The sequence below is a fragment of the Branchiibius hedensis genome, from assembly GCF_900108585.1.
GTDB lineage: Bacteria > Actinomycetota > Actinomycetes > Actinomycetales > Dermatophilaceae > Branchiibius > Branchiibius hedensis.
In genome coordinates this window covers 763934-786573 of record NZ_UESZ01000001.1, presented here as the reverse complement: position 1 = coordinate 786573, position 22640 = coordinate 763934, and the positions used below count along the sequence as shown (strand labels likewise).

21 protein-coding genes are annotated in these 22640 nt (G+C 68.2%); 7 read left to right on the top strand and 14 right to left on the bottom strand.

From position 1 onward, the window contains the following. Positions 1 to 95: 95 nt before the first annotated feature. The 8 genes from dhaM to DR843_RS03875 all read right to left on the bottom strand — a co-directional run bounded on the left by dhaM (position 96) and on the right by DR843_RS03875 (position 7685). The gene (dhaM, locus tag DR843_RS03910; protein ID WP_109684198.1) at positions 96 to 797 is read right to left on the bottom strand and encodes a dihydroxyacetone kinase phosphoryl donor subunit DhaM; all 702 of its coding nucleotides are present in this window, start codon (positions 795 to 797) and stop codon (positions 96 to 98) included. After that, positions 794 to 1426 (bottom strand): dihydroxyacetone kinase subunit DhaL, encoded by a 633-nt coding sequence (dhaL, locus tag DR843_RS03905; RefSeq protein ID WP_109684197.1) that lies wholly within the window; start codon positions 1424 to 1426, stop codon positions 794 to 796. The genes dhaM and dhaL overlap by 4 nt, the downstream gene beginning before the upstream one ends. Positions 1427 to 1429: 3 nt before the next feature. Continuing rightward, positions 1430 to 2428, bottom strand: a complete 999-nt coding sequence (dhaK, locus tag DR843_RS03900) for a dihydroxyacetone kinase subunit DhaK (protein ID WP_109684196.1) — start codon at positions 2426 to 2428, stop codon at positions 1430 to 1432. A gap of 126 nt (positions 2429 to 2554) precedes the next feature. Next, positions 2555 to 3439 carry a DegV family protein gene (locus DR843_RS03895; protein ID WP_109684195.1) on the bottom strand — a complete coding sequence of 295 codons (885 nt, stop codon included), beginning with the start codon at positions 3437 to 3439 and terminating at the stop codon, positions 2555 to 2557. Between the two features lie 10 nt (positions 3440 to 3449). Continuing rightward, complete coding sequence (gene leuS, locus DR843_RS03890; protein WP_109684194.1) at positions 3450 to 6335, bottom strand: leucine--tRNA ligase; 2886 nt, start codon at positions 6333 to 6335, stop codon at positions 3450 to 3452. A 205-nt stretch (positions 6336 to 6540) separates the two neighbouring features. After that, positions 6541 to 6801: a 30S ribosomal protein S20 gene (gene rpsT, locus DR843_RS03885; RefSeq protein WP_109684193.1), complete on the bottom strand. Its 261-nt coding sequence runs from the start codon at positions 6799 to 6801 to the stop codon at positions 6541 to 6543. 205 nt (positions 6802 to 7006) lie between these two features. Beyond that, positions 7007 to 7366 carry a nuclear transport factor 2 family protein gene (locus DR843_RS03880; RefSeq protein WP_109684192.1) on the bottom strand — a complete coding sequence of 120 codons (360 nt, stop codon included), beginning with the start codon at positions 7364 to 7366 and terminating at the stop codon, positions 7007 to 7009. Between the two features lie 28 nt (positions 7367 to 7394). Next, positions 7395 to 7685, bottom strand: a complete 291-nt coding sequence (locus tag DR843_RS03875; RefSeq protein WP_342767144.1) for a carboxymuconolactone decarboxylase family protein — start codon at positions 7683 to 7685, stop codon at positions 7395 to 7397. A 293-nt stretch (positions 7686 to 7978) separates the two neighbouring features. Between DR843_RS03875 and DR843_RS03870 the strand changes: the two genes are divergently transcribed. Next, on the top strand, positions 7979 to 8848 hold the full coding sequence (locus DR843_RS03870) for a LysR family transcriptional regulator (protein ID WP_109684191.1): 870 nt from the start codon (positions 7979 to 7981) through the stop codon (positions 8846 to 8848). Here the strand turns inward: DR843_RS03870 and holA are convergent. Beyond that, positions 8834 to 9805 (bottom strand): DNA polymerase III subunit delta, encoded by a 972-nt coding sequence (holA, locus tag DR843_RS03865; protein WP_109684190.1) that lies wholly within the window; start codon positions 9803 to 9805, stop codon positions 8834 to 8836. The two genes, DR843_RS03870 and holA, sit on opposite strands and share 15 nt — an antisense overlap. Positions 9806 to 9886: 81 nt before the next feature. Between holA and DR843_RS03860 the strand changes: the two genes are divergently transcribed. Continuing rightward, positions 9887 to 10543: a dihydrofolate reductase family protein gene (locus DR843_RS03860; protein ID WP_109684189.1), complete on the top strand. Its 657-nt coding sequence runs from the start codon at positions 9887 to 9889 to the stop codon at positions 10541 to 10543. Here DR843_RS03860 and DR843_RS03855 read toward each other — a convergent pair. Beyond that, complete coding sequence (locus tag DR843_RS03855; protein WP_245933974.1) at positions 10534 to 12474, bottom strand: ATP-dependent DNA helicase; 1941 nt, start codon at positions 12472 to 12474, stop codon at positions 10534 to 10536. The genes DR843_RS03860 and DR843_RS03855 overlap by 10 nt on opposite strands. Before the next feature lie 120 nt (positions 12475 to 12594). Between DR843_RS03855 and DR843_RS03850 the strand changes: the two genes are divergently transcribed. Next, positions 12595 to 14040 carry a protein adenylyltransferase SelO gene (locus tag DR843_RS03850; RefSeq protein WP_109684187.1) on the top strand — a complete coding sequence of 482 codons (1446 nt, stop codon included), beginning with the start codon at positions 12595 to 12597 and terminating at the stop codon, positions 14038 to 14040. On the opposite strand, the gene hflX is transcribed toward DR843_RS03850, so the two are convergent. Genes hflX through miaA form a run of 4 tightly spaced genes read right to left on the bottom strand, consistent with a single transcriptional unit; the run spans position 14041 to position 17986 of the window. Then, positions 14041 to 15510, bottom strand: coding sequence for a GTPase HflX (hflX, locus tag DR843_RS03845; protein ID WP_109688397.1), 1470 nt, complete (start codon positions 15508 to 15510; stop codon positions 14041 to 14043). 43 nt (positions 15511 to 15553) lie between these two features. Further along, positions 15554 to 16153, bottom strand: coding sequence for a class I SAM-dependent methyltransferase (locus DR843_RS03840; protein ID WP_109684186.1), 600 nt, complete (start codon positions 16151 to 16153; stop codon positions 15554 to 15556). Then, complete coding sequence (gene dapF / locus DR843_RS03835) at positions 16153 to 17016, bottom strand: diaminopimelate epimerase (protein WP_109684185.1); 864 nt, start codon at positions 17014 to 17016, stop codon at positions 16153 to 16155. Before dapF ends, DR843_RS03840 begins: the two co-directional genes overlap by 1 nt. A 4-nt stretch (positions 17017 to 17020) precedes the next feature. Further along, complete coding sequence (miaA, locus tag DR843_RS03830) at positions 17021 to 17986, bottom strand: tRNA (adenosine(37)-N6)-dimethylallyltransferase MiaA (protein ID WP_109684184.1); 966 nt, start codon at positions 17984 to 17986, stop codon at positions 17021 to 17023. 101 nt (positions 17987 to 18087) lie between these two features. On the opposite strand from miaA, the gene DR843_RS03825 reads away from it, so the two are divergent. From DR843_RS03825 to DR843_RS03810, 4 genes are read left to right on the top strand one after another with little or no spacing between them, the layout of a single operon-like run. Continuing rightward, positions 18088 to 19341: an NAD(P)/FAD-dependent oxidoreductase gene (locus DR843_RS03825; RefSeq protein ID WP_109684183.1), complete on the top strand. Its 1254-nt coding sequence runs from the start codon at positions 18088 to 18090 to the stop codon at positions 19339 to 19341. Beyond that, positions 19335 to 20057 carry a DUF1365 domain-containing protein gene (locus tag DR843_RS03820; protein WP_245933973.1) on the top strand — a complete coding sequence of 241 codons (723 nt, stop codon included), beginning with the start codon at positions 19335 to 19337 and terminating at the stop codon, positions 20055 to 20057. Before DR843_RS03825 ends, DR843_RS03820 begins: the two co-directional genes overlap by 7 nt. Then, entirely contained in the window at positions 20054 to 21322 is a 1269-nt protein-coding gene (locus DR843_RS03815; RefSeq protein WP_109684182.1) for an SAM-dependent methyltransferase, read from the top strand. Before DR843_RS03820 ends, DR843_RS03815 begins: the two co-directional genes overlap by 4 nt. Beyond that, on the top strand, positions 21319 to 22599 hold the full coding sequence (locus tag DR843_RS03810; RefSeq protein ID WP_109684181.1) for an SAM-dependent methyltransferase: 1281 nt from the start codon (positions 21319 to 21321) through the stop codon (positions 22597 to 22599). The genes DR843_RS03815 and DR843_RS03810 overlap by 4 nt, the downstream gene beginning before the upstream one ends. Positions 22600 to 22640 lie beyond the last annotated feature (41 nt).

The window sequence follows — 22640 nt, the reverse complement described above, 5'->3', positions numbered from 1 at the left end:
GCTACGGTCGAGCTACCCGCCGGGTCAGCCGTCGGACGAGCCGGTGTGGACAACCTGCCGGGTGCGACCTGAAAACCGGTGACCCTGTGGAGAACTCAGTCCTCGCCGAAACCGGATTCGACGAGCTCCGCCAGAGCGTCGACGCCTTCGCGGGCCTGCGGTCCGGTACCCGTCAACTGCAACTCGGTGCCCTTCCGAGCGCCGAGACTCATGACCTCCAACAGGCTGCTGGCGTCGGCCCCGTTGACGGTGAGTTCGGCATCGAACTGCCCCGCCGTCTGCACGAACAGTGCAGCAGGTCGAGCATGCAGGCCAACCTCGTTGACCACGGTGACCGACCGCGAGACCTCGCCGCCAGACGAATCAGGAGCAGCCGAGGGATCAGGATCGGCCGAGGCATCGGGTGCGGCTGAGGGCGAAGACGCAGCCGCCGCCTCTTCGGCGGCAGCGCGAACGGCGTGAAGGTCACTGCCGCCCTGGGCACGCACGGCGGCCGCGATGGTGCCTTCGACCAGGGGCGCGTCGGCAATCGCGACCGCCGACGGGTCGTCGACGAATTCCACGGCAGTCTCTGCGGTCATGACCGCAGAGCCCAGATCACACAGCACCAGAACGCCATCGCCGCTCTCGGCTTCGGTCAGACCCTGCTGGACCTTCTCGAAGCTGGTGCCGATGCCACCGTCGTCGGTGCCACCCGCGGCGACGATGCGGACGTCGGCAGCCATCTGGGCGGCCAGGTCGACCACGCCCTGCGCGATCTTGGCGCTGTGCGACACCACGACCAGACCGACAGTCACGCAGACACCTCCGCGGCGGCCATCAACAGCAGCGCCGAGGACACCGAACCCGGGTCACGGTGCCCGATCGCCCGTTCTCCCAGATAGGACGCCCGGCCCTTCCGGGCGATGAGCGGATCGGTCTTCTCCGAACCCGCTTTCGCAGCGTCAGCGGCGGCCGCGAGCACCTGCTGCTCGGTGGCTTCCTGCGCCAGTGCGTCCTCTGCGGCCTGGACCGCCGGGCTCCACGCGTCGACCATGGTCTTGTCACCGACCTCGGCCTTGCCGCGAGAGACGATCCCGTCGCGCGCTGCTCGAAGCATGTCGACGACCGCCGCGCTGTCGAGCTCGGCATGATCCTTCACCGCTTGCGACGCCTTCAGGAACGCGGTTCCGTACAGCGGCCCGGACGCACCTCCGACAGTCGAGATGAGTGTGGTCGCAACGGTTTTCAGCACATCGGACGGCGACGCGTCAGCAGGCAGCTCGCCGACTTTCGCAGAGACCGCCTTGAAGCCGCGGTCCATGTTCTCGCCGTGGTCGCCGTCCCCGATCTCGCGATCGAGCCGGATCAACTCCGTGCGGTTGTCCGAGATGTGCTGGGCGCTACGTGCCACCCAGTCACGGACCCACTGGGAACTCAGAGCCACTGCTCATCGCCCCCAGCGGAGGGCGGCGGTCTGCACCGGCGCATCCCATAGTTGGGTCAGTTCGTCGTCCAATCGCAATACGCTCACCGAAAACCCCTGCATCTCAAGGCTGGTCGTGTAGTTACCGACCAGACTACGGGTGACCGTGATCCCGCGCTCGGCCAGGAACGCGTGGGCCCGCCGGAACGCGATGTAGAGCTCGACCAGTGGAGTGCCGCCCATCCCGTTGACCAGCAGCAACACGTTGTCACCCGATTCGAAGGGCAGGTCCTCCACTACCGCAGTCATCATGCGGTCCACGATGGCGTCAGCCGGTTCCATCGCCCGCTTCTCCCGGCCGGGCTCCCCGTGGATGCCGATGCCGAGTTCGTACTCGTCCTCGGCCAGTTCGAAACTCGGCTCACCCGCGTGCGGCACGGTGCAGGGCGTGAGCGCCATACCCATCGTGCGCACCTGGGCGTTGACCTTCTCCGCGATCCCGGCGACCGTGTCCAGGTCATCGCCGCGCTGCGCCGACGCGCCGGCGATCTTCTCCACCAACACAGTGCCCGCGACACCACGACGCCCAGCGGTGTAGAGCGAATCCTTCACAGCCACGTCGTCATTCGTGACGACCGCTCGCACCTCGATACCGTCGGCGAGCGCGAGATCGGCGGCAGTCTCGAAGTTCAGGACGTCGCCGGTGTAGTTCTTCACGATGTGCAGGACGCCGGCTCCACCGTCAACCGCCTTGGTGGCATCGACGATCGGGTCGGGGGTGGGCGAGGTGAACACCGGCCCGGGTACAGCGGCATCGAGCATGCCGTAGCCCACGAACCCCCCGTGCAGCGGCTCGTGACCGGAGCCGCCTCCCGAGACCAGCGCTACCTTGCCTTTGACCGGGGCATCCGCACGCCGGATGTAATCGGGGTCGGTCGCAACGGTGAGTTCGGGATGCGACAACGCCATTCCCTGGAGGGCCTCGGCGACGACTTCGGACGGGTCGTTGATGATCTTCTTCACTGCTGGCTCCTTCGGGACCCACCGCGCACCGCCTCCGGCGGTGTGGATCCTCCTTGATCCACCGGGCCTCCTGTCCTGAATCTAGCCGAGCCGCTGGGCTGGCGGGAGGGCTATCGGTGAGCCCGTTCAGTCCGTGGAAGGCACACCGGGGTATCCCGCCAGCCGAGGTGACGCAGCGACCGCGATCATGCCCGGGCCGACATGCGCGCCAACGACCGCACCCACCTCCACCACGATGATCCGGGCGATGTCCGGACCGTTCTCAGCCAACCGCTGGGCAACGTCTTCGGCGCGGTCCTGGGCAGCCAGATGCATCACCGCGACGTCGACGCCGGCCGAGTAATCCATCCCCGAAATGCCCTGGTGGGTTAGCTCTTCCAGCCGCGCAATCGCCTTGGTGGAGGTTCGTACTCGGGCCAGTGGTTCGACCTGGCCATCGCGCACTTCTAGCAGCGGTTTGATGGCGAGGGCGGATCCGAAGTACTGCGACGCCCGACCGATCCGGCCGCCGCGGCGCAGGTACTCAAGGGTGTCGACGTAGAAGTACGTGCACGCGGACCTCGCCCGATCCAGTGCCACCTTGCTCACCACGTCCGGCGATTCGTCCGCCTGCGCGGCCTGCGCGGCCGAGGCAACGGCATAGCCCATGGCCATGCCGAGCGTCTCGCTGTCCACGGTGTGTACGGGGATCGGGGCCGATCGCGCCGCGATGTCGGCCGAGGACACGGTGGCCGAGACCGCCGACGACAGGTGGATGGAGACGATCTGGTCGTACCCCTCCTGGGCGATCTGCTCGTACGCCTGCAGGAAGACTCCCGGCGACGGCCGGGACGTCGTGACGCGCTTGCCGGCGAGCAGATCGGCCGTCAGATCGGCGGGCAGGTAGTCAGCGCCCTCGTCGTACGACACACCATCGACGATGACGTGCACCGGCACGGTGAAGATCCGCAGCGCGGACTGCAGATCCGGCGGCAGGTACGCCGTGCTGTCGGTGACGACCGCTACACGCATGAGCGCGTGGTCAGTTCGCGACGATGTTGACCAGTTTCGGTGCGCGCACAATCACCTTGCGCACCGTCTTACCGTCAATCGCTGCCTGCACCTTCGCGCTGGACAACGCCAGAGCCTGCAGGTCCGCCTCACTCACATCCGGCGCCACCTCCAACCGGTCGCGGACCTTCCCGGCGATCTGCACGACGCAGGTGACGGTGTCCTCGACCAGCAGGGCAGGGTCGGCCTGCGGGAACGCGGCATGCGCCAGCGAATCCCCGTGACCAAGCCGCTGCCACAGTTCCTCGGCGACGTGCGGCGCCACGGGGGCCGTCATCAGCACCAGCGCTTCAACCACCTCTCTGGACGGCGAATCCTCTTTGGTGACAGCGTTGTTCAGCTCGATCAGCTTCGCGATGGCGGTGTTGAAGTGCAGGTTGCCGTAGTCGGCGCGCACCCCGTCGATGGTCTTGTGCAGCAACCGCTCGAGGTCGGCCGAGGGCGCCTGGTCGACGACGCGGACCTGGCCGCTGTGCTCATCGACCGCGTTGCGCCACAGCCGCTGCAGGAAACGCTGCGCGCCGACGACCGCCCGGGTCTCCCACGGCCGGGACATCTCCAGCGGTCCCATCGACATCTCATAGACGCGGAACGTGTCCGCGCCGTACTGCTCGCACATCTCATCGGGCGTGACGACGTTCTTCAGCGACTTGCCCATCTTCCCGTACTCGCGGGTCACCGGCTGGTCGTTCCAGGTGTAGCTGCCGTCGGCCTGCTCCACCACCTCGGCTGCGGGCACGACCTGACCGCGGGCGTCGCGGTAGTGATACGCCTGCACGTAACCCTGGTTGATCAACCGGCGGAACGGCTCGCTGGCGCTGACCTCCCCCAGGTCGAAAAGGACCTTCTGCCAGAACCGGGAGTACAGCAGGTGCAGTACGGCGTGCTCGACCCCACCGACGTACAGGTCCACGCCGCCGGGGTCACCTGCGACGCCCAGACCGGTGCCCCGGCCCGGGCCCATCCAGTACTCCTCGCAGCCCCGGTCGACGAACCGGTCGTGGTTGGCCGGATCGGTGTATCGGATCTCGTACCAACAGGATCCGGCCCAGTTGGGCATCGTGTTGGTCTCGCGGCGGTACTTCTTCACACCATCGCCCAGATCCAGCTCGACCTCGACCCAGTCCGTGGCGCGCGACAGCGGCGACTCCGGCTCGGAGTCGGCGTCCAGCGGGTCGTAGGTCTTCGGCGAGTAGTCCGCGACCTCCGGCAGTTCCACCGGCAGCATCGACTCCGGCAACGCGTGCGCGACACCGTCCTCGTCGTAGACGATCGGGAACGGCTCGCCCCAGTAGCGCTGCCGGCTGAACAGCCAGTCACGCAGCTTGTAGGTGACAGTCCCCTCGCCGATCCCCTCCGCCTGCAGGTAGTCGATGATCGCGGCCTTGGCCTGAGCAATTCCCATGCCGTTCAACGAGATTCGCTCGTTGGCGGAATTGATCGCCGGCCCCTCACCGGTGAACGCCTGGTCCTCCGGGTGACCGTCGGTGGGCTGCACCGTGCGGATGATCGGCAGGTCGTAGGCGGTGGCGTAGTCCCAGTCACGGGCGTCCTGCGCGGGGACGGCCATGATCGCGCCGGTGCCGTACCCCATCAGCACGTAGTCGGCGATGAAGACCGGAACCATCGCGCCCGAGACCGGGTTGGTCGCGAAGGCGCCGGTGAAGACACCGGTCTTGGCCTTGTCGTCGATCTGCCGTTCCAGATCCGACTTGCGAGAGGCCGCCAGACGGTACGCCGACACCGCCTCCGCGGGCGAACTCGCCTGTCCCGTCCACGCGGGTAGCGATCCTTGCGGCCAGGCGTCGGGCACGATCTCATCCACCAACGGATGCTCCGGCGCCAGCACCATGAAGGTGGCCCCGAAGATGGTGTCCGGACGCGTCGTGAACACCTCGATCGGCGTCTGCGAACCGGTCACCGGGAACCGGATCGAAGCGCCCGTGGAACGGCCGATCCAGTTGCGCTGCATCGCTTTGACCGGTTCGGGCCAGTCCAGGTGGTCCAGGTCGTCGATCAGCCGGTCGGCGTACGCGGTGATCCGCATCATCCACTGCGGCAGGTTGCGCTTGAAGACCGGGAAGTCCCCGCGCTCGGTCAGACCCTCGTTGGTGACCTCCTCGTTGGAGACCACCGTGCCCAGACCCGGCGCCCAGTTCACCGGCGAGGAGGACTTGTAGGCCAGCCGCCGGTCGTCGATGATCGCCCGCTGCTGCTCATCGCTCAACGAGCCCCAGGCCGCACCGGTCGGCGTGGGGATGGATCCGTCGGCCAACCCGGCCACCAGGTCCTCGATCGGTCGCGCCTTGCCCAGGCGCTCGTCGTACCACGCGTTGTAGATGCGCAGGAAGATCCACTGCGTCCAGCGGTAGTAGTCCGGGTCGATCGTGGCGAACGCGCGGCGCTTGTCGTGCGACAGGCCCAACTGCCGCAGTTGCCGGTTGTAGGTGCCGATGTTGTCCTCGGTCGTCTTGCGGGGGTGCTGACCGGTCTGGACGGCGTACTGCTCGGCGGGCAGGCCGAACGCGTCGAAGCCCATCATGTAGAGCACGTTGTGCCCGGTCATCCGCTGGTAGCGCGCATAGACGTCGGTGGCGATGAACCCCAGCGGGTGCCCGACGTGCAGCCCGGCCCCGGAGGGGTAGGGGAACATGTCCTGCAGCATGAACTTGGGCCGGTCGCGGAGCGCAGCGGGGTCCGCCCAGGGGCCAGTCGGGTTGGGCGCCTCGAAGGTGCCGTGCTCGTCCCAGAAGTCCTGCCAGGTGCGTTCGATCTGCCCGGCCAGGGCCGCGGTGTACCGGTGCGGCGGCTGGTCGCCGGTCTCGCTTGCGACGGTCGGGCTGGTTACCTCAGTCATCTGCTGCTCTCTTGAAGGTGGTTCCGTGCCGGTGCATCAAAAAACCCCTCGGGCATCGAGGGGTTCGCCGCGGGGTCTGCTCACTCAGCGTGACCGCCGCGGCGTGCTAAGGCCAAGCACGCGCTGCATGCACCCAGGTTATCGCACGAGGGCAACGCAAAAGCCGCCGTCCCGAAGCAGGAGCGGCGGCTTTGCGGATGCGCGATCAGAGCGCGTTGACCTGCTTGGCCAGCGCGGACTTCTTGTTCGCGGCCTGGTTCTTGTGGATCACGCCCTTGGAGACGGCCTTGTCCAGCTTCTTGGACGCGAGGGCCAGCGACTGCTGCGCCTCGTCCTTGTTGCCGGCCTCGACCGCTTCGCGGGTCTTGCGGATCCAGGTGCGCAACTCGGACTTGTAGGCCTTGTTGCGCTCCGTGCGGACCTGGTTGGTCTTGATCCGCTTGAGCTGGGACTTGATGTTTGCCACTACGTATTCCTTGGTCTGTCGGTCTGGTGCCACGGCCGCAGGGCCTTGGCGGTTGTCGTTGAGGGCGACACCCGGGACTCACGGATGGGGCGTGGGGACACCCGGCGAATGAGCCTCGGTTTTACTGCTACGTGCGCACACGACCAGAGTCCGCACGCCAAGAGCCAAAGTTACCAGCGCCCCGGGATTCCACCCAAATCAGGCGTCATGCTCCGGCGTTGAGTGGCGTGGGATCGAAGGTCACCCGGATCCGGCTGATCTTCCCGTCCTCGACGTGACTCCAATTCGCCGTGGGCAGTTCGGCGTCGTCGGTGACCAAGTGGAACCAGGTGACCGCGTCGGCACCCTCGACGACCCGGGCCTTCAGCACCAGGCCTTTCATCACGTGTTCGGCCATTCCCGTCAGACCGGCGATGGCCTCATCGACGCCGCGGGTTGTGCCCATGACGCCAACGAAGTCGACGTCGTCAGCCAGCGTGGTCCGCAGCGTGTCCCAGTCGTGGTCCCGCCACGACTCGAAGTAGGTGGTGACCAATTGGCGGGTGGTCTCGGTGTCGGTAGTCATAGCAATCTCCTTGGTGATTTGTGAGCGGTTACGGTTCGACCGGCCAGGCGCGGGTCGACGCCCCGACCGCGTTCCAGGCGTTGATCGTGACCGCGAGAGCGATGACGGCGCTCAACTCGCTGGCGGTGAGGACGACCGCGGCCTCGCGCCACGCTTCGTCGGGAACGTGGGTCTGTGCGACGGTGGTGATCGACTCGGTGAGCGACAAGGCGGCGCGTTCAGTGGCGGTGAACAACCCCGACTCCCGCCACACCGCGGTGGCCGCAATCCGCGTTGTACTCTCGCCGGCCGCGTCGGCAGCTCTCGTGTGCTGATCCACGCAGTAGCGCAACCGTTGATCTGCGATGCCCGCAACCGGATCAGTTCCCGCAGGCCCGTGGGAATTCCCGCTGCATCGGCTTCGCGGCCCGCTGCCTTATCGAGGCCGCTCAAGGCCCGCGAGAACTGCGGCGCCATGGAATCGATGTCGAGCCGGATTGGTACGTCGACTGTCTTGACGCCGACGGTGTTACTGGAGGTTGTCATCTCGTTCTCCTTTCGCGTCTCCACTCTGCGGGCGCGAGCACTCCGAAGTCCAACATCTATATCTGATCCGATCTAGCATTTGCAGTTATGGAACTTCACCAGCTGCGGTACGCCGTCGCGGTCGCTGACACCGGCTCCTTCACCGCTGCAGCTGAGCACCTGCTCGTGGCGCAGTCGGGCGTGAGTGCCCAGGTCCGCAAGCTAGAGCGCGAACTGGGCCTGACGCTGTTCGAGCGCAGTACCCGTCACGTCCGCCTGACACCAGTCGGAGAACGGATCCTCACCAGAGCGCGCGAGGCCCTGTCCGCGGTGGACGCGGTCGGAGAAACGGCGGCCGCCGCGCGTGGCCTGGTGATCGGCGAATTGCGGGTCGGCACCGTCACGGGCCTGGGATGGGATCCCCTCTTCGACGCAGTCGCCGCCATCCATCAGGCTCACCCCGGAGTTGACCTGCGGTTGGTGGAAGGCACCTCCCAAGACCTGTTTGCTCAGCTACGCGACGGGGGTCTCGACCTCATCGTCGCCGCCTGGGCGGGCCGCACACCGGAGGACGTGTCGATCCGCATGGTCGTCGAGGATCCCCTCGTCGTGGTCGTGGCGCCCGGCCACCCCTGGGCGCGGCGGGCTCGGGTCCAGCCGCGGGAACTGCGACGGACGTCGCTGATCTGCCTGCCGCCCGGCACCGGTGCTCGCAGCGCCCTCGACTCCGTCGCTGCCCGGGACGCTGTGGAGTTCGACGTTCGGTGGGAAGTCTCGACACCGTCGTTCGTGCGCCGGTTGGCCGCGCGCGGAGTTGGCGTGGGCGTCGTGAGTGCAACGACAGCGACCGGGTGGAGCGAGGTTGCGATAGTTCCGTTAGCGGATCCTGCGGCGCGATCCAGCCTGGGGGTGGCGTGGCGCGGCACGAGCCCAAGCCCGGCGGTACGGGCGCTGCTCGCCCAACTACCCGACTCCTAAGGCAGCCCGCCCGTTTCGCTCGGCGGCGATCACCCGGACCGCCCGCTCCACCGCGAAGACCGGGTCACGACCTCCGCCCTTGACGTCGAAGTCCGCGGCGGCGACCGCCTGGATCGCCCGCCCGAGCCGGACCCCGTCCCAGCCGGCCGCCGCCTTGCGCGCGCGATCGATCTGCCACGGTGCCATGCCCAATTTCCCGGCGAGCGCTTGGGAGTTGCCGCCACCGGCCGTGGCGACCCGTGCCACTTGGCGCAATTGACTGGCGAGTACGGCGACGATCGGCACCGGGTCGACCCCGGCGGCGACCGCGTGGCGCAGCAGCGTCAGTGCGGCCCCGGCATCCCCCGCGATCGCGGCGTCGGCGACCCGGAACCCGGTCGCCTCGACGCGACCGCCGTGGTAGGTCTCCACGACGTCGGCGTCGATCAGTCCGCTGGTGTCATCGACCAGTTGCTGACAGGCCGCCGCTAGTTCGCGCACGTCCTTGCCGACCGCCTCGACCAGCGCCCGCACCGCATCGGGCGTCGCCTTGCGGCCGGCGACCCGGAACTCGTTGGTGACGAAGTCCGACTTCGCCCGGTCGGTCTTGATCTCGGGTGCCTCGATGACCCGGGCCTTGGCCGCCTTCAACGCATCCAGCGCCCGTTTGCCGCGGTTGCCGCTCTTGTGCAGCACGATCACGGTGAGGTCGTCGACGCCTTCCTTGACCAGCGAGGTCAGGTCGTCGATCAGGTCGTCACCGCCCTCGTCCAGGTCGTGGACCACCAGGACCTTGTGGCCGCCGAAGAGACTGGGCGAGGCGTGGATCTGCAGGTCGCCCCGCTGATACGTCTCGGCGGTGAGCCGGATGACCTCGGTATCCACTCGGCGTACGTCCTCGAGCGTGGCACTCAGCGCGCGGTCGGCGAGCACCTGCTCGGGCCCCTTGATCAGAACGTACGGCGTCACGCGGCTCAGCCTGCCACGCCGCTACGACATCGGTGTCGGTGCCGCCGACTAGCGTGAACGCATCAGTCATCGCCCGACGAAGGAGTAGTCGTGACCGCCCGCGCCCGTGTCCACAACCTGATCGTCTCGTTGGACGGTTTCTCTGCCGGCGAATACGTGACGCTCGAGCAGCCGATCGGTGACGCGCAGCGGCTGTTCAGCTTCTTCGACGGACGGGTGATCCACGGGGTCGACAAAGCGGAGGTCCCGATCACGGTGGACCGATCACTGTTCGCGTTGTGGGGACAGGGCATCGGCGCCGAGATCATGGGCCGCAAGAAGTTCGGCCCGCAGACCGGGCAATGGCCCGACGACGGCTGGCAGGGCTGGTGGGGTGACGAACCGCCTTTTGCGACACCGGTGTTCGTGCTGACGCATTACCCCCGGCCGCCGTTGGAATTCGCCAACGGCACCACCTTCCACTTCATCGACGCCACTCCGCAGGAGGCGCTGCGGCAGGCGAAGGAGGCGGCCGGTGGGTTGGACGTGCGCCTGGGTGGCGGACCCTCCAGCGTGCGGCAGTTCCTGCAGGCGGGTCTGGTCGACTTCCTGCACCTGGTGGTCGTGCCGATCACCCTCGGACGGGGTGTGCGGTTGCTGGAGGGCTGCGAGGGAATCTCCGACGGTTACGACATCGAGACGGTGACCTCAGCCACCGGGCTGACCCACCAGTTGTGGAACCGCCGCGCTCAGTCCGCTCAGTCCTGAGGTAACACCGGCCCGGCCACCGCAGCCAAGCGTTTCAGCCCGGCCAGCACCATCGCCTTGTCCGTCGTCGGGAAGAACGGCGGCAGCGAGCGCTGCAGGAAGCCGGCGTAGCGCGCGGTCATCATCCGTGAGTCCAGGAAGGCCACGACCCCTCGGTCGTCGCCGCGCCGGATCAACCGGCCGGCACCCTGCGCCAGACGCAGCGCTGCATGCGTGGCTGACACCGCCATGAACCCGTTGCCGCCATGCGCCGCAACGTCTTCCGAGCGCGCGGAGGCCAGCGGGTCGTCCGGTCGCGGGAACGGGATCCGGTCGATGATCACCAACTGGCAGGCCGGGCCGGGTACGTCGACGCCCTGCCACAGGGTGAGAGTGCCGAACAGGCAGGTTTCCGCGGAGCCGGCGAACTGGCGCACCAGCGTCCCGATCTGATCATCGCCCTGGCACAACACGTCGAAGTCGAGGCGCTCACGCATCGCTTCAGCCGCCTGCTTGGCGGCCCGCATCGAGGAGAACAGCCCCAGCGTCCGGCCACCCGCGGCGGTGACCAGGGCCTCGATCTCATCCAGCGTGGCCGGCGCCAGACCGTCCCGGCCGGGGGCGGGCAGGTGCGCCGCGACGTACGCGATGCCCTGTTTGCTGTAGTCGAACGGCGAGCCGACATCCAGACCGGACCACCGTGGCGCGCCGTCCCCGAGTAGCCCCATCCGCCCGGCGACCGGGTCAAACCCGCCGCCGAGCTCGAGGGTCGCGGAGGTGACGATGACCGTGCGGTCGCTGAAGACGGTGTCGCGCAAGGTCATCGCGACATCCATCGGCGCCACCCGTAGCACTCCCCCGCGGCGGGTGTCCTGGTCGATCCACGGCACATCCCCGGGCCGGTCCTCCAGCACCCGGGCGCAGGTGTCGAAGACATCGTCGACGGCTGCCCGTGCGACCTGGCAGGAGGGATCGGGCTCGTCGCTGCGCAACGCGGTCAGGACCGAGCGGGAGGTGTCCCTGACTCGCTCCAGAGCCAGCGCCAACTGATCGGGTACGCCGCGAAGCCGTCCCGTGGGCGCGGCATCGAGGATCTGGGTCAGGTAATCGCCTGCGTCCGAAAGCGCTTCGGTATCAGCCAGTTTCGCTGATCGCTTCGCCGTAGCGATCACCATCGAACCGGTGATCTCACGGGTGTTGCCGGAGGTCACGCGGTCGACGAGTTCATGGCCCTCGTCGACGATCAGCACGTCGTGCTCGGGCAGCATCTGGCGGCCCTCGGCGGCGTCGATCGCCATGAACGAGTGGTTGGTGACCACGACGTCCACCTCGCGGGCGCGAGCCCGGGACCGCTCCACGAAGCAGTCGGAGAATTGCGGACACTTGCCGCCCAGGCACTCGTCAGCCGACACCGACACCTGACGCCAGGCACGCTCGCTGACGCCCGGCACCAGGTCGTCCCGGTCACCGGTCTGCGTTTCGTCGGCCCACTCACGCAGCCGCTTGACCTCTGCGCCGAGTCGGCCGACGTTGGCGTCGACCTGACCCACCTCCAGCAGGGAGCCCTCGTCGTCGTCGGGATAGCCGCCCTCGAGTTTGTGCACGCACACGTAGTTGCGCCGACCTTTGACCAGCTCGAACGTGGGTTCGCGGGGCAGTTCGCCCTCCAACGCCGTGGCCAGACGCGGCAGGTCCCGGTGCACGATCTGGTGCTGCAGCGCGATGGTTGCCGTGGCGACGACGGCCGGTTTACCGACAGCGAGGGCGTGCTGCACGGCTGGAACCAGATAGGCAAGTGACTTGCCGGTGCCGGTCCCCGCCTGGACGAGCAGGTGCTCGTCGTTCTCGATCGCCTCGGCGACCGCGTGCGCCATCTGACGTTGACCCGGACGATCGCTGCCGCCGACCCCTGCGACTGCGGCGTCGAGCAGGTCATCAAGATCGCCGGGCACCGAGCCAGCCTAGTTGCCGCGGCCTTCACCTCCGATTTCTGCAGCGCTACTCACCTGCCGCCGGCCACTTCGGGTGAGTAGCGCTGCAAAAGTGGGCGGGAAGCCGCCTACCGTGGAGCAGTGACCGTGACCGCACCCGCGCTGCTCGAGCACCGCTTCGCCGACACCCTGCCGGAGTTGTCCCTGGATTGGCAGGCGGCGACGGTGTCCGCGCCCACGGCGCTCGCGCTGGACGAGGACCTCGCAGCCGAACTGGGGCTCGATCCGGACTGGCTGCGCTCCCCCGCCGGGTTGCGCTTCCTGGTGGGCAACGAACTGCCCGACGGCGCGAGGCCGGTCGCGCAGGGGTACGCCGGGCATCAGTTCGGCGGCTACTCACCCCGGCTGGGCGACGGTCGGGCGCTGCTGCTGGGCGAGATCGCCGCGCCGGACGGCACGCTGCGCGATGTGCACCTGAAGGGGTCAGGTCGGACCCCGTTCTCCCGCGGTGGCGACGGCTGGGCGACGGCCGGGCCGATGCTGCGCGAACACCTCATGGCCACAGCCATGTTCGCCCTCGGGGTGCCGACGACCCGATCGCTCGCGGTGACCGGCACCGGACAGCAGGTGGCCCGCGAGAGCCTCCTGGCGGGCGCGGTGCTCACCCGGATGGCCAGCAGTCACCTGCGCATCGGGACCTTCCAGTACGCCGCGGCCCTGGTCGCCGGGGAGCACGCCCCTGCCGACCTGCTGGGCCGACTGACCCGGCACGCGATCGACCGGCACTACCCGCAATTGGCGGAGGCGGACCGTCCTGCGCTCGCCCTCCTGCAGGCCGTCTGCGACGCGCAGGCCCGGTTGGTGGCGCAGTGGATGAGCCTTGGCTTCGTGCACGGAGTGCTCAACACCGACAACGTGCTGATCAGCGGGGAGACCATCGACTACGGACCGTGCGCCTTCACCGACACCTTCGACCCGTCGTCGGTCTTCTCCTCCATCGATGAGGGTGGCCGCTACGCGTTCGGCCACCAGCCGGGGATCACCCAGTGGAACCTGGCCCGGTTCGCCGAAGCCCTGCTGCCGTCGGTCGATGAAAATATCGACACCGCAGTGGAATTGGCCAGTGAGGTCATCAACACCTTCCCCGCGACCTACGACGATGCGTACGCAGGCCACCTGGCCAGGAAGCTGGGCCTGGACGCGGTGGACCGACCGTTGGTCAAGGACCTGATCGAGCTGATGCAGGCAGAAACGGCCGACATCACGCTGCTGTTCGGCGACCTCACCCGGGTGGCAGGGGGCGAGGTGGGCAGGTTCGCCGACCGACCGGCGTACACGCAGTGGCTGGGTAGGTGGCTCGCGCACCACCCGGACCCCTGCGTCATGGCCGCCGCGAACCCGGTCTACATCCCACGCAACCACCTGGTGCAGGAAGCCCTGGACGCGGCGATCACGGGCGACCTCGAACCGTTCAACCGAATGCTGCAGGTTGTCCGCGAACCCTTCACGGCGCGTGTCGGATTCGAGGACTACACGAAACCAGCGCCGCAGGACTTCGGCGACTACGTCACCTTCTGCGGGACCTGATCACACGGCGTACGCCGCGAGCTCACCTTCCAGCGTCGGGGTCACCTTGGCCTGGACCCGGGTGCCGTCGGCCGTGTGCTCGCTGGCCAGCACCTCACCCTCGGAGTGGACGCGGGACACCAGGTCTCCGCGGTCGTAGGGCAGCAGCACGTCGACCCGGATGTCCGGCTTGGGCAACTCGTCAGCGATCAGGTCGAGCAGTTCCTCGAATCCCGCTCCCGTGCGGGCGGATACGACGACCGAGTGCTTCTCGGCGCGGGTCAACCGGTCGATGACCTCGGGATCGGCGACGTCGGCCTTGTTGATCACGATGACCTCTTTGACGTCGGTCGCTCCGACGTCCGAGAGCACGCCGCGCACGGCGGTGATCTGCGACTCGGGGTCGGGGTGCGAGCCGTCGACCACGTGCAGCAGCAGATCGGACTCGCCGACCTCTTCCAGCGTGGAGCGGAACGCCTCGACCAACTGGTGCGGCAGTTCGCGCACGAATCCGACGGTGTCCGTCAGGGTGTAGGGCCGGCCGTCCGGGGTCTGCGATCGGCGGACCGTGGGATCCAGGGTCGCGAACAACTGGTTCTCGACCAGCACGCCCGCGCCGGTCAGCCGGTTCAGGATCGAGGACTTGCCAGCGTTGGTGTAACCCGCGATCGCCACGGACGGGACGTGACCCGCCTTCCGGGAGTGCCGCTTGGTGTCACGCACGGTCTTCATCCCGGACAGTTCCCGCTTCAGCTTCGAGATGCGGGAGTTGATCCGGCGGCGGTCCAACTCGATCTTGGTCTCACCGGGTCCGCGCGAGCCCATGCCCTGACCACCAGCGGCCTGACCACCGGCCTGCCGGGACATCGACTCACCCCAACCACGCAGTCGCGGCAGCAGGTACTGCAACTGGGCCAACTCGACCTGCGCCTTGCCCTCCTTGGACTTGGCGTGCTGGGCGAAGATGTCCAGGATCAGCGCGGTCCGGTCGATGACCTTGACCTTGACGACGTCCTCCAGCGCACGGCGCTGGCTGGGCGCGAGCTCGCCGTCGGCGATCACGGTGTCGGCGCCTTCGGCGACCACGATGTCGCGCAGTTCCTTGGCCTTACCGGAGCCGAGCCAGGTCCCCGGGTCGGGTTTGGTGCGCCGCTGCAGGACCCCCGCGAGCACCTCGGATCCGGCCGTCTCGGCCAGCGCAGCCAGCTCGCGCAGGTTCGCCTCGGCGTCCTCGACGGTGCCCTCGGTCCAGACGCCGACCAGTACGACGTGCTCCAGGCGCAGCTGTCGGTATTCGACCTCGGTGACGTCTTCGAGCTCGGTGGACAGGCCGCCGACCCGGCGCAGCGCGGATCGGGCCTCCCGGTCGAACTGGTCACCGTCGGTGCCCTCGTCCTCGATCAGGAAGCCGTACTCGTCGTAGCGTTCGTCCTCGCCGGAGTCCGCGAGGGCCTCGGCGCGACGGTTCAGAATGGTGTGTTCAGCAGTCATGTTGTTCATATGGTTGCAAGCGGGAACGCCTGACGCGACCCCTTTATGCCTGCACCTGCAGAATCCGGAAGCCCCGGACGCTGGTCAGCCGGGTGACAGCGAGGGTGGGGAACTGCTCGACCAGCCAGCGTTGCAGGGAGTCCGAGCCGAGGTTCTTGGCCACCACCAGGTACGCCGATCCGCCGGGTTCCAGCCGCGGCAGCCAGGTGTGCAGCATCTGGTGCAGGACGCCCTTGCCGACCCGGATCGGCGGGTTGGACCAGATCACGTCGAACCGCACATCGGCCGGCACGTCCTCGGGCGCTGCCACCTGGATGCCGGTGAGCCCGTGAGCGGCCGCGTTGCCAGCAGTCAGATCCCGCGCGCGGGCGTTGACGTCCACCGCCCAGACCGTCGCCGCCGGCCGCAGCAACCCGAGGGTCAGCGCGATCGGCCCCCAGCCGCAGCCCAGATCCAGGAACGTTCCGTCCTGGGGTGGCGGCGGCACGTGGTTGAGCAGGACCGTCGTGCCCTGGTCCAGTCGGTCCGGGGAGAACACCCCGCCGGCGACCTGCACCGCCCGCGTCTGACCGGCCAGCGGTACCCGGATCTCCCGGCGCTCTTCCGCGCTCGCCGGTTCGGCAGTGAAGTAGTGCTCGCTCATCAGTCCGGCAGGCTGACCTGACCTGCTGCGACGATCTGCGCCGGACCGGCCAATCCCACACTGCCACCGTCGATGTCGACCATGAGGGTGCCACCGCGCACGTCCACCCGCCACGTCAACTCATCACTCGGCGTACCTGCCCACCACCAGGTCGCCAAGGCGGCGGCGGCGGCTCCGGTGCCGCAGGACAACGTCTCACCGACGCCCCGCTCGTGCACTCGCATCGAGATGTGGCGGGCGCCGATCGCGCGAACGAATTCGACGTTGCTGCCGTGCGGCGGCTCGGGGTCCACCCGGGGCGCCACGGACAGGTCCAGGTGCTCCAGCGAGATCGACGGCGGCAACGCCACGACCGTGTGCGGGTTGCCCAGGTCCAGGCTGAGAGCCGGCAGCGGGTCCGGTGCGCCGACCACCTGCACCACGCTGTCCATGCCCCGACCCCGCGCCTCGTCGGCCCGCGACAGCAGCCACGGCCCCAGATCGGTGCGGAAACCGTGCTCGACCCGGCTGATCACCTTGCGACCGGCGCGCGTCGCGATCGGGAAGACGACCGCGTCCACCAGCGCACGGTCGGCCAGGAACTGGGCGAAGACCCGGGTGCCGTTGCCGCACATCTCCGCCTCGGAGCCGTCGGCGTTGCGGTAGTCCATGAACCACTGCGCGTCGGGGGCCGCCTCGCGGACATCGGCGGGCGCGGCGGACAACGGTGCGACCCGAATGACGCCGTCACCGCCGATCCCGGCGTGTCGATCGGCCAGGAAACGCACGTCGGTCTCCGACAGGTCCAGCGAACCGTCCAGGTCCGGGACCAGCACGAAGTCGTTCAGCGTGCCGTGTCCCTTGGCGAAGTCGATGGTGCGCACGCGGTCAGTCTGCCGCAGGCACGCTCGCCGCGCGTACGACGTCCATCGCCCGATCGAGCAGGTCAGGGTCGTCGTGTTCCAGCCAGTGAACGCGCGGATCGGGTGCGAACCAGGAACCCTGCCGCCGAGCCAGTCGCCGGGTGGCGGTGATCGTCGCCTCGATCGCTTCCTGTTGTGACAGTCGGCCGTCGATCTGCTGGAGCGCCTGGGCGTACCCGATGGCCCGGGACGCCGTACGCCCCTCCCGCAGACCGTCGCCCAGGAGCAACTGCACTTCCTCCAGCAGCCCGTCGCGCCACATCTGCTCGGTGCGCTGGGCGATCCGCTGGTCCAGCACGGGTCGCTCGGCGCGCAGCCCGATCAGCACCGCCGGTTCGTGGAACTCCCGGCGTGGCAGGGTCGCGCTGAACAACCGCCCGGTGAGTTCGATCACTTCCAGGGCACGCACGATGCGCCGGCCGTTGGTCGGCAGGATCTGGGCAGCGGCCACCGGATCCGACGCGGCCAACTCCAGATGCAGGCGCGCCGGGCCTTCGCTGGCCAGCCGCGCGTCGTACCTGCCGCGCACCTGCGGATCGGTGGGCGGGATCTCGAAACGGTCAAGCACCGCCCGCACGTACAGCCCCGATCCGCCGGCCAGGACCGGCAGGTTCCCGCGGGTCCGGATGCGCGCCATGTCCAGCCGCGCGGCCCGTTGATAGGCCGCCACCGAGGCTTCGTCCCGCACGCTCAGCACGTCGATCTGGTGATGGCGGACGTCTCGCCGCTGCTCCGGCGGCACCTTGGCCGTACCGATGTCCATGCCCGCGTACAACTGGGAGGCGTCGGCATTGACGACCTCGCCACCCAAGCGGGTCGACAGCGCGATGGCGAGGCTGGATTTGCCGGTAGCGGTGGCACCGACGATGGCCACGACGGGGTCCGGACGGGCGGACTGCGCGGCACTCGTTTCGTTATCGTGATCCTGCATCAGCCCTATCGTCCCAAGAAGCGCAACAGCAGGAGCACCGAGTGCCACCATCCGGAAGTACGACGGCGCCGAACCACGAGCGTGCGACTTCTGGAGCAGCCGTGAGCCGCCGGACCGCCGTCATCGGATCGGGGGTCTCGGGCCTGATCGCGGCACACGTGCTGAGCCGTTCCACGCACGTCACGCTGTATGAGGCCGATGATCGCGCCGGCGGACACGCCCACACCCACGACGTCGCCCTGGCCGACGGCACAGTGGTCCGCGTCGACTCCGGATTCATCGTGCACAACGACCGCACCTACCCCACCCTTGGCCGCCTGTTCGCCGAGCTGGGCGTGGCGACGCAGCCGACGGACATGAGCATGTCCGTCTTCTCCCCGACCGATCAATGGCAGTACGCCGGGGGCCAGGGTCTGCGGGGTATCTTCGCCGATCCGCGGACCAGCAGCCGCCCCGCCTTCCTGCGGATGCTGCTGGAGGTGCGCCGGTTCCATCAACAGGCTCGCAGCTTCCTGGCTGGCGCCGATCCCGAGCTCCCGCTGCGCGATTGGCTGGGGGCGCGGTCCTTCAGCGACAGCTTCCACCGGTACTTCATGACGCCGTTGGTCGCCGCCGTCTGGTCGTGCGACGACGACGATGCCTTGGACTACCCGGCACGGTCCCTGTTCACCTTTCTGGAACACCACGGGATGCTCAGCGTCAAGGGCTCCCCGGCGTGGCGCACGGTTGTCGGTGGTTCCCGCGCCTACGTCGACCAGGTGGTCGCCGGCCTGGCCGATGTCCGGTTGGCGACCCCGGTCATCGACGTCGCCCGACGGGCTGCAGGCGGTGTGCGGGTCAGCGATGCCTCCGGCGGGACCGACGACTTCGACGCCGTCGTGATCGCCAGCCATCCGCAGCAGGCGCTGGCGATGCTGCGCGAGCCCACCGACACACAGCGGCAAGTGCTCGGTGCAATCGAATACAGCGTCAACCAGGCTGTGCTGCATCGAGATCCGTCCGTGCTCCCGACCGCCCCAGCGGCACGGGCAGCCTGGAACTACCGGTTGGACGGAGAGGCCGGTGTGCTCGTGACCTACGACCTGACCCGGCTGATGCGCCTGCCGGCGCCGGCGGGTGAGCGCATCCTGGTCACGCTGAACGGCTCCGACCGCATCGACAAGGCGACGGTGATCGCGGAGATGACCTACGAGCACCCGCTCTACGACTCCTCGGCAGTGGCCGCGCAGTCGTCGCTGGCGGCCTGCAGCGATGACACCATCGCGTTCGCCGGCGCCTACCACGGCTGGGGCTTCCACGAGGACGGCGCGCTGTCCGGGCTGCGGGCGGCCGAGCGGATCGGCGGGGCATGGTGAGTGCCCGGCCCTACCTCACCTCCGTTCGTCACATCCGAACCGGCCGCGTCGCCAACGACTTTCGGTACGCCGGCGTTGCGTGGCTGGTCGATCTGGACGGCACCGATCCGCTCCCACGATGGCTGTCTGCGTTCGTCGGCTTCCGGGCCGGGGACCACCTGGGTGATCCCCGTGCGACGTGGCGGGACAATCTCATCACGTTCGCCGCGAGCCAGGGAGTCACGATCGGCGACGGCCCGATCCAGGCGATGAGCGGTGCCCGCACGCTGGGCTATGCCTTCGACCCGATCACGCTCTATTGGTGTCACGACGCCAGTGGCTCGCTCACCTGCGTCATCGCCGAGGTGCGCAACACCTACCGCGACCGGCACGTCTATCTCGTCCGGCCGGACGAGCGATCTGCCGCGCGCACCGATAAAGCGATGTACGTGTCCCCCTTCAACGACGTCAGCGGTTACTACCAACTGCACGTGCCGCCGCCGGCACCGGAACTCGACGTGCGGATCGTGCTGCACCGTTCCGGACACCCACCGTTCGTCACGACCTGGGCCGGGACACCGGCGCGTTCGATGTGCCAACTGGCGCTCGCGATGGTGCGAGCACCGCTGTCCGCTCAACTCGTCACTGCCCGCATCCACTGGCAGGGCGTGAAACTCTGGCTGCGCCGACTACCCGTCGTCGTTCGGCCGCGACACCACCCACAGGAGGCGGTATGACGACCCTCGCAAACACGTCGGTGACAATCGATCCGATCCGCTGGCCGGACGTGGCCTACATCCCTGGCAGCGTGAAAGCCGTTGCCGCGCAACGGGTTGCTCAGTCGTTGTTCTTTCGTGCCGTCCAGCGACTGCCGATCAGGGTGCATCTTCCCGCCGGCAGGGTGATCGGCGGCGCGGCGCACGATCCGCACGCGCCGGAGATGACCGTGCACCAACTGCGTCCGTTCGTACGCCGCATCGGCGATAGCGGCCTGATCGGCTTCGGAGAGTCCTATCTCGCCGGCGAATGGGACAGCAGCCGACTGGCGGACCTCATCGCCGCCTTCGCTCAGGGCGTCGACGATCTGGTGCCGGCACCGCTCAAACGGTTGCGATCGGCGTACCTCCGTCGCCAGCCGACCGCGACCCGGCCGAGCACCGAGAACTCGCGTAGCAATGTCGAGAAGCACTACGACCTGTCCAACGACATGTTCGCGACGTTCCTGGACGAGTCGATGACGTATTCCTCGGCGCTGTTCGATTCTCCGGATGAGGGTCCGGCTGACCCCGCCGAACTGGTCGCGGCGCAGCACGCCAAGATCGACCGGATGCTCGATGAGGGTCGGGTCGGACCGGACACGCGGGTCCTCGAAATCGGCACGGGTTGGGGCGAACTCGCGTTGCGGGCGGCCCAGCGCGGCGCCCGCGTGCACAGCATCACGCTGTCGCGCGAACAGCTGGCGTGGGCGCGGGCCAAGGCGCAGGCGGCCGGTGTCGGCGACCGGGTGGACATCGAGTTGGCCGACTACCGCACAGTTCGCGGCACCTACGACGCCGTGTTGTCCGTGGAGATGATCGAAGCAGTGGGGTTGGAGTTCCTGCCGACCTACTTCAGCACGCTGCGGTCCGCATTGCGGCCCGGTGGTCGCGCCGTCGTGCAGGCGATCACGATGCCGCACCACCGGATGTTGGAGACCCGCAACACCTACACGTGGATCCACAAGTACATCTTCCCCGGGGGCGCTCTGCCGAGCTTGGAGATCTTGGAATCCACCGCTGTCGCAAGCGGATTGCGCACTGGTAGCACCTTGTCGATGGGTCAGAGCTACGCACGCACGCTGGACGCCTGGGCGGAGCGCTTTGCGGCGGCCACCGACCGGCTCGAGTCGCTCGGTTTCGATGAGGTGTTCCGACGGATGTGGGTGTTCTACTTGCGCTACTCCGAGGGCGGCTTCCGATCGGGGTATCTGGATGTGCACCAACTGACCTACGACGCGCCGTGACCGACGGCATCGCCGGGCGGATCGCCCGCACCCTTTCTCCCGTTGTGGGCGGTGAGCTGCCGGTGCACCTCACCGCGTGGGACGGCAGCCAGGCCGGCCCCTCCGACGCCCCTCACATCCGACTGAACTCTCCTAACGTCCTACGTCGATTGCTCTGGGCGCCAGGCGAACTGGGTGCTGCGCAGGCATACGTGACCGGCGAGTTGGACGTCGAGGGCGACCTGGTGACCGCGCTGCGGCACGCGTGGTCGGTCGTGACAGAACGCGAGCTGTCCGGGGTGCGCATCACGCCACGGCTGTTGGCCTCGGTCGCGGCACTGGCCAAGGACGCCGGCGTCATCGGTCCGCGCCCGCCGGTGCCGGACAGCCAGGTCGTGGTGCGCGGCCGTTTGCACTCCAAGGCGCGCGACGAGCAGGTCATCGCCCACCACTACGACATCACCAGTGCGTTCTACGAGGCGGTGCTGGATGAGCACATGGCCTACTCCTGCGCGTACGTCACCGGCGCCGACGTCAACGGCGAAGAGACGCAGACCTACCGGTTGGAGGACGCGCAGCGCGACAAGCTGGACCTGGTCTGTCGCAAGCTTGGCCTGGACCAGCGCCCCGGGCAAACCTTGCTGGATGTGGGCTGCGGCTGGGGGTCGTTGTCGTTGTACGCCGCGCGCACCTACGGCGTCCGGGTGACCGGCGTGACGATCGCCGCGGAGCAGAAGGCGTTCATCGACCGTCGTGTCGCCCTGGAGGGGCTGGAGCGCCTGGTCACCATCCGGTTGCAGGATTACCGGGACGTCGATTCCGGCCCGTACGACGCGGTGGCCTCCCTCGAAATGGGTGAACACGCCGGGGACAAGGGCTATCCCGACTTCGTCGAGACGTTGCGCCGCAACGTGTCTGCGCACGGGCGGGTTCTCGTCCAGCAGATGAGCCGACAGGGCAAACACCCCGGCGGGGGTCCGTTCATCGAGTCATTCATCACCCCGGACATGACCATGCGGCCGGTGGGCGACACCGTCGCGCTGCTGGAGCGCGGCGGCCTCGAGGTCCGTGACGTGCAAGCGCTGCGCGAGCACTACGCCTGGACTGCTCGGGCTTGGACGACCCGGTTCGAGGCGCAGAAGGACAAACTGCGCGAACTCGTCGGCGATGAGCAGGTGCGGGTCTGGGAGCTGTATCTGGCTGGTGGTCAGTTGGCCTTCGAGCAGGGCCGGATGGGCGTGGACCAGATCCTCGCCGTACGCCGCGGTGCGACGACTCCCACGCGCACCCCACGTTGATGCTGCGCCCCGTTCGGCGGGCCGATGCGGGACAATCGGGC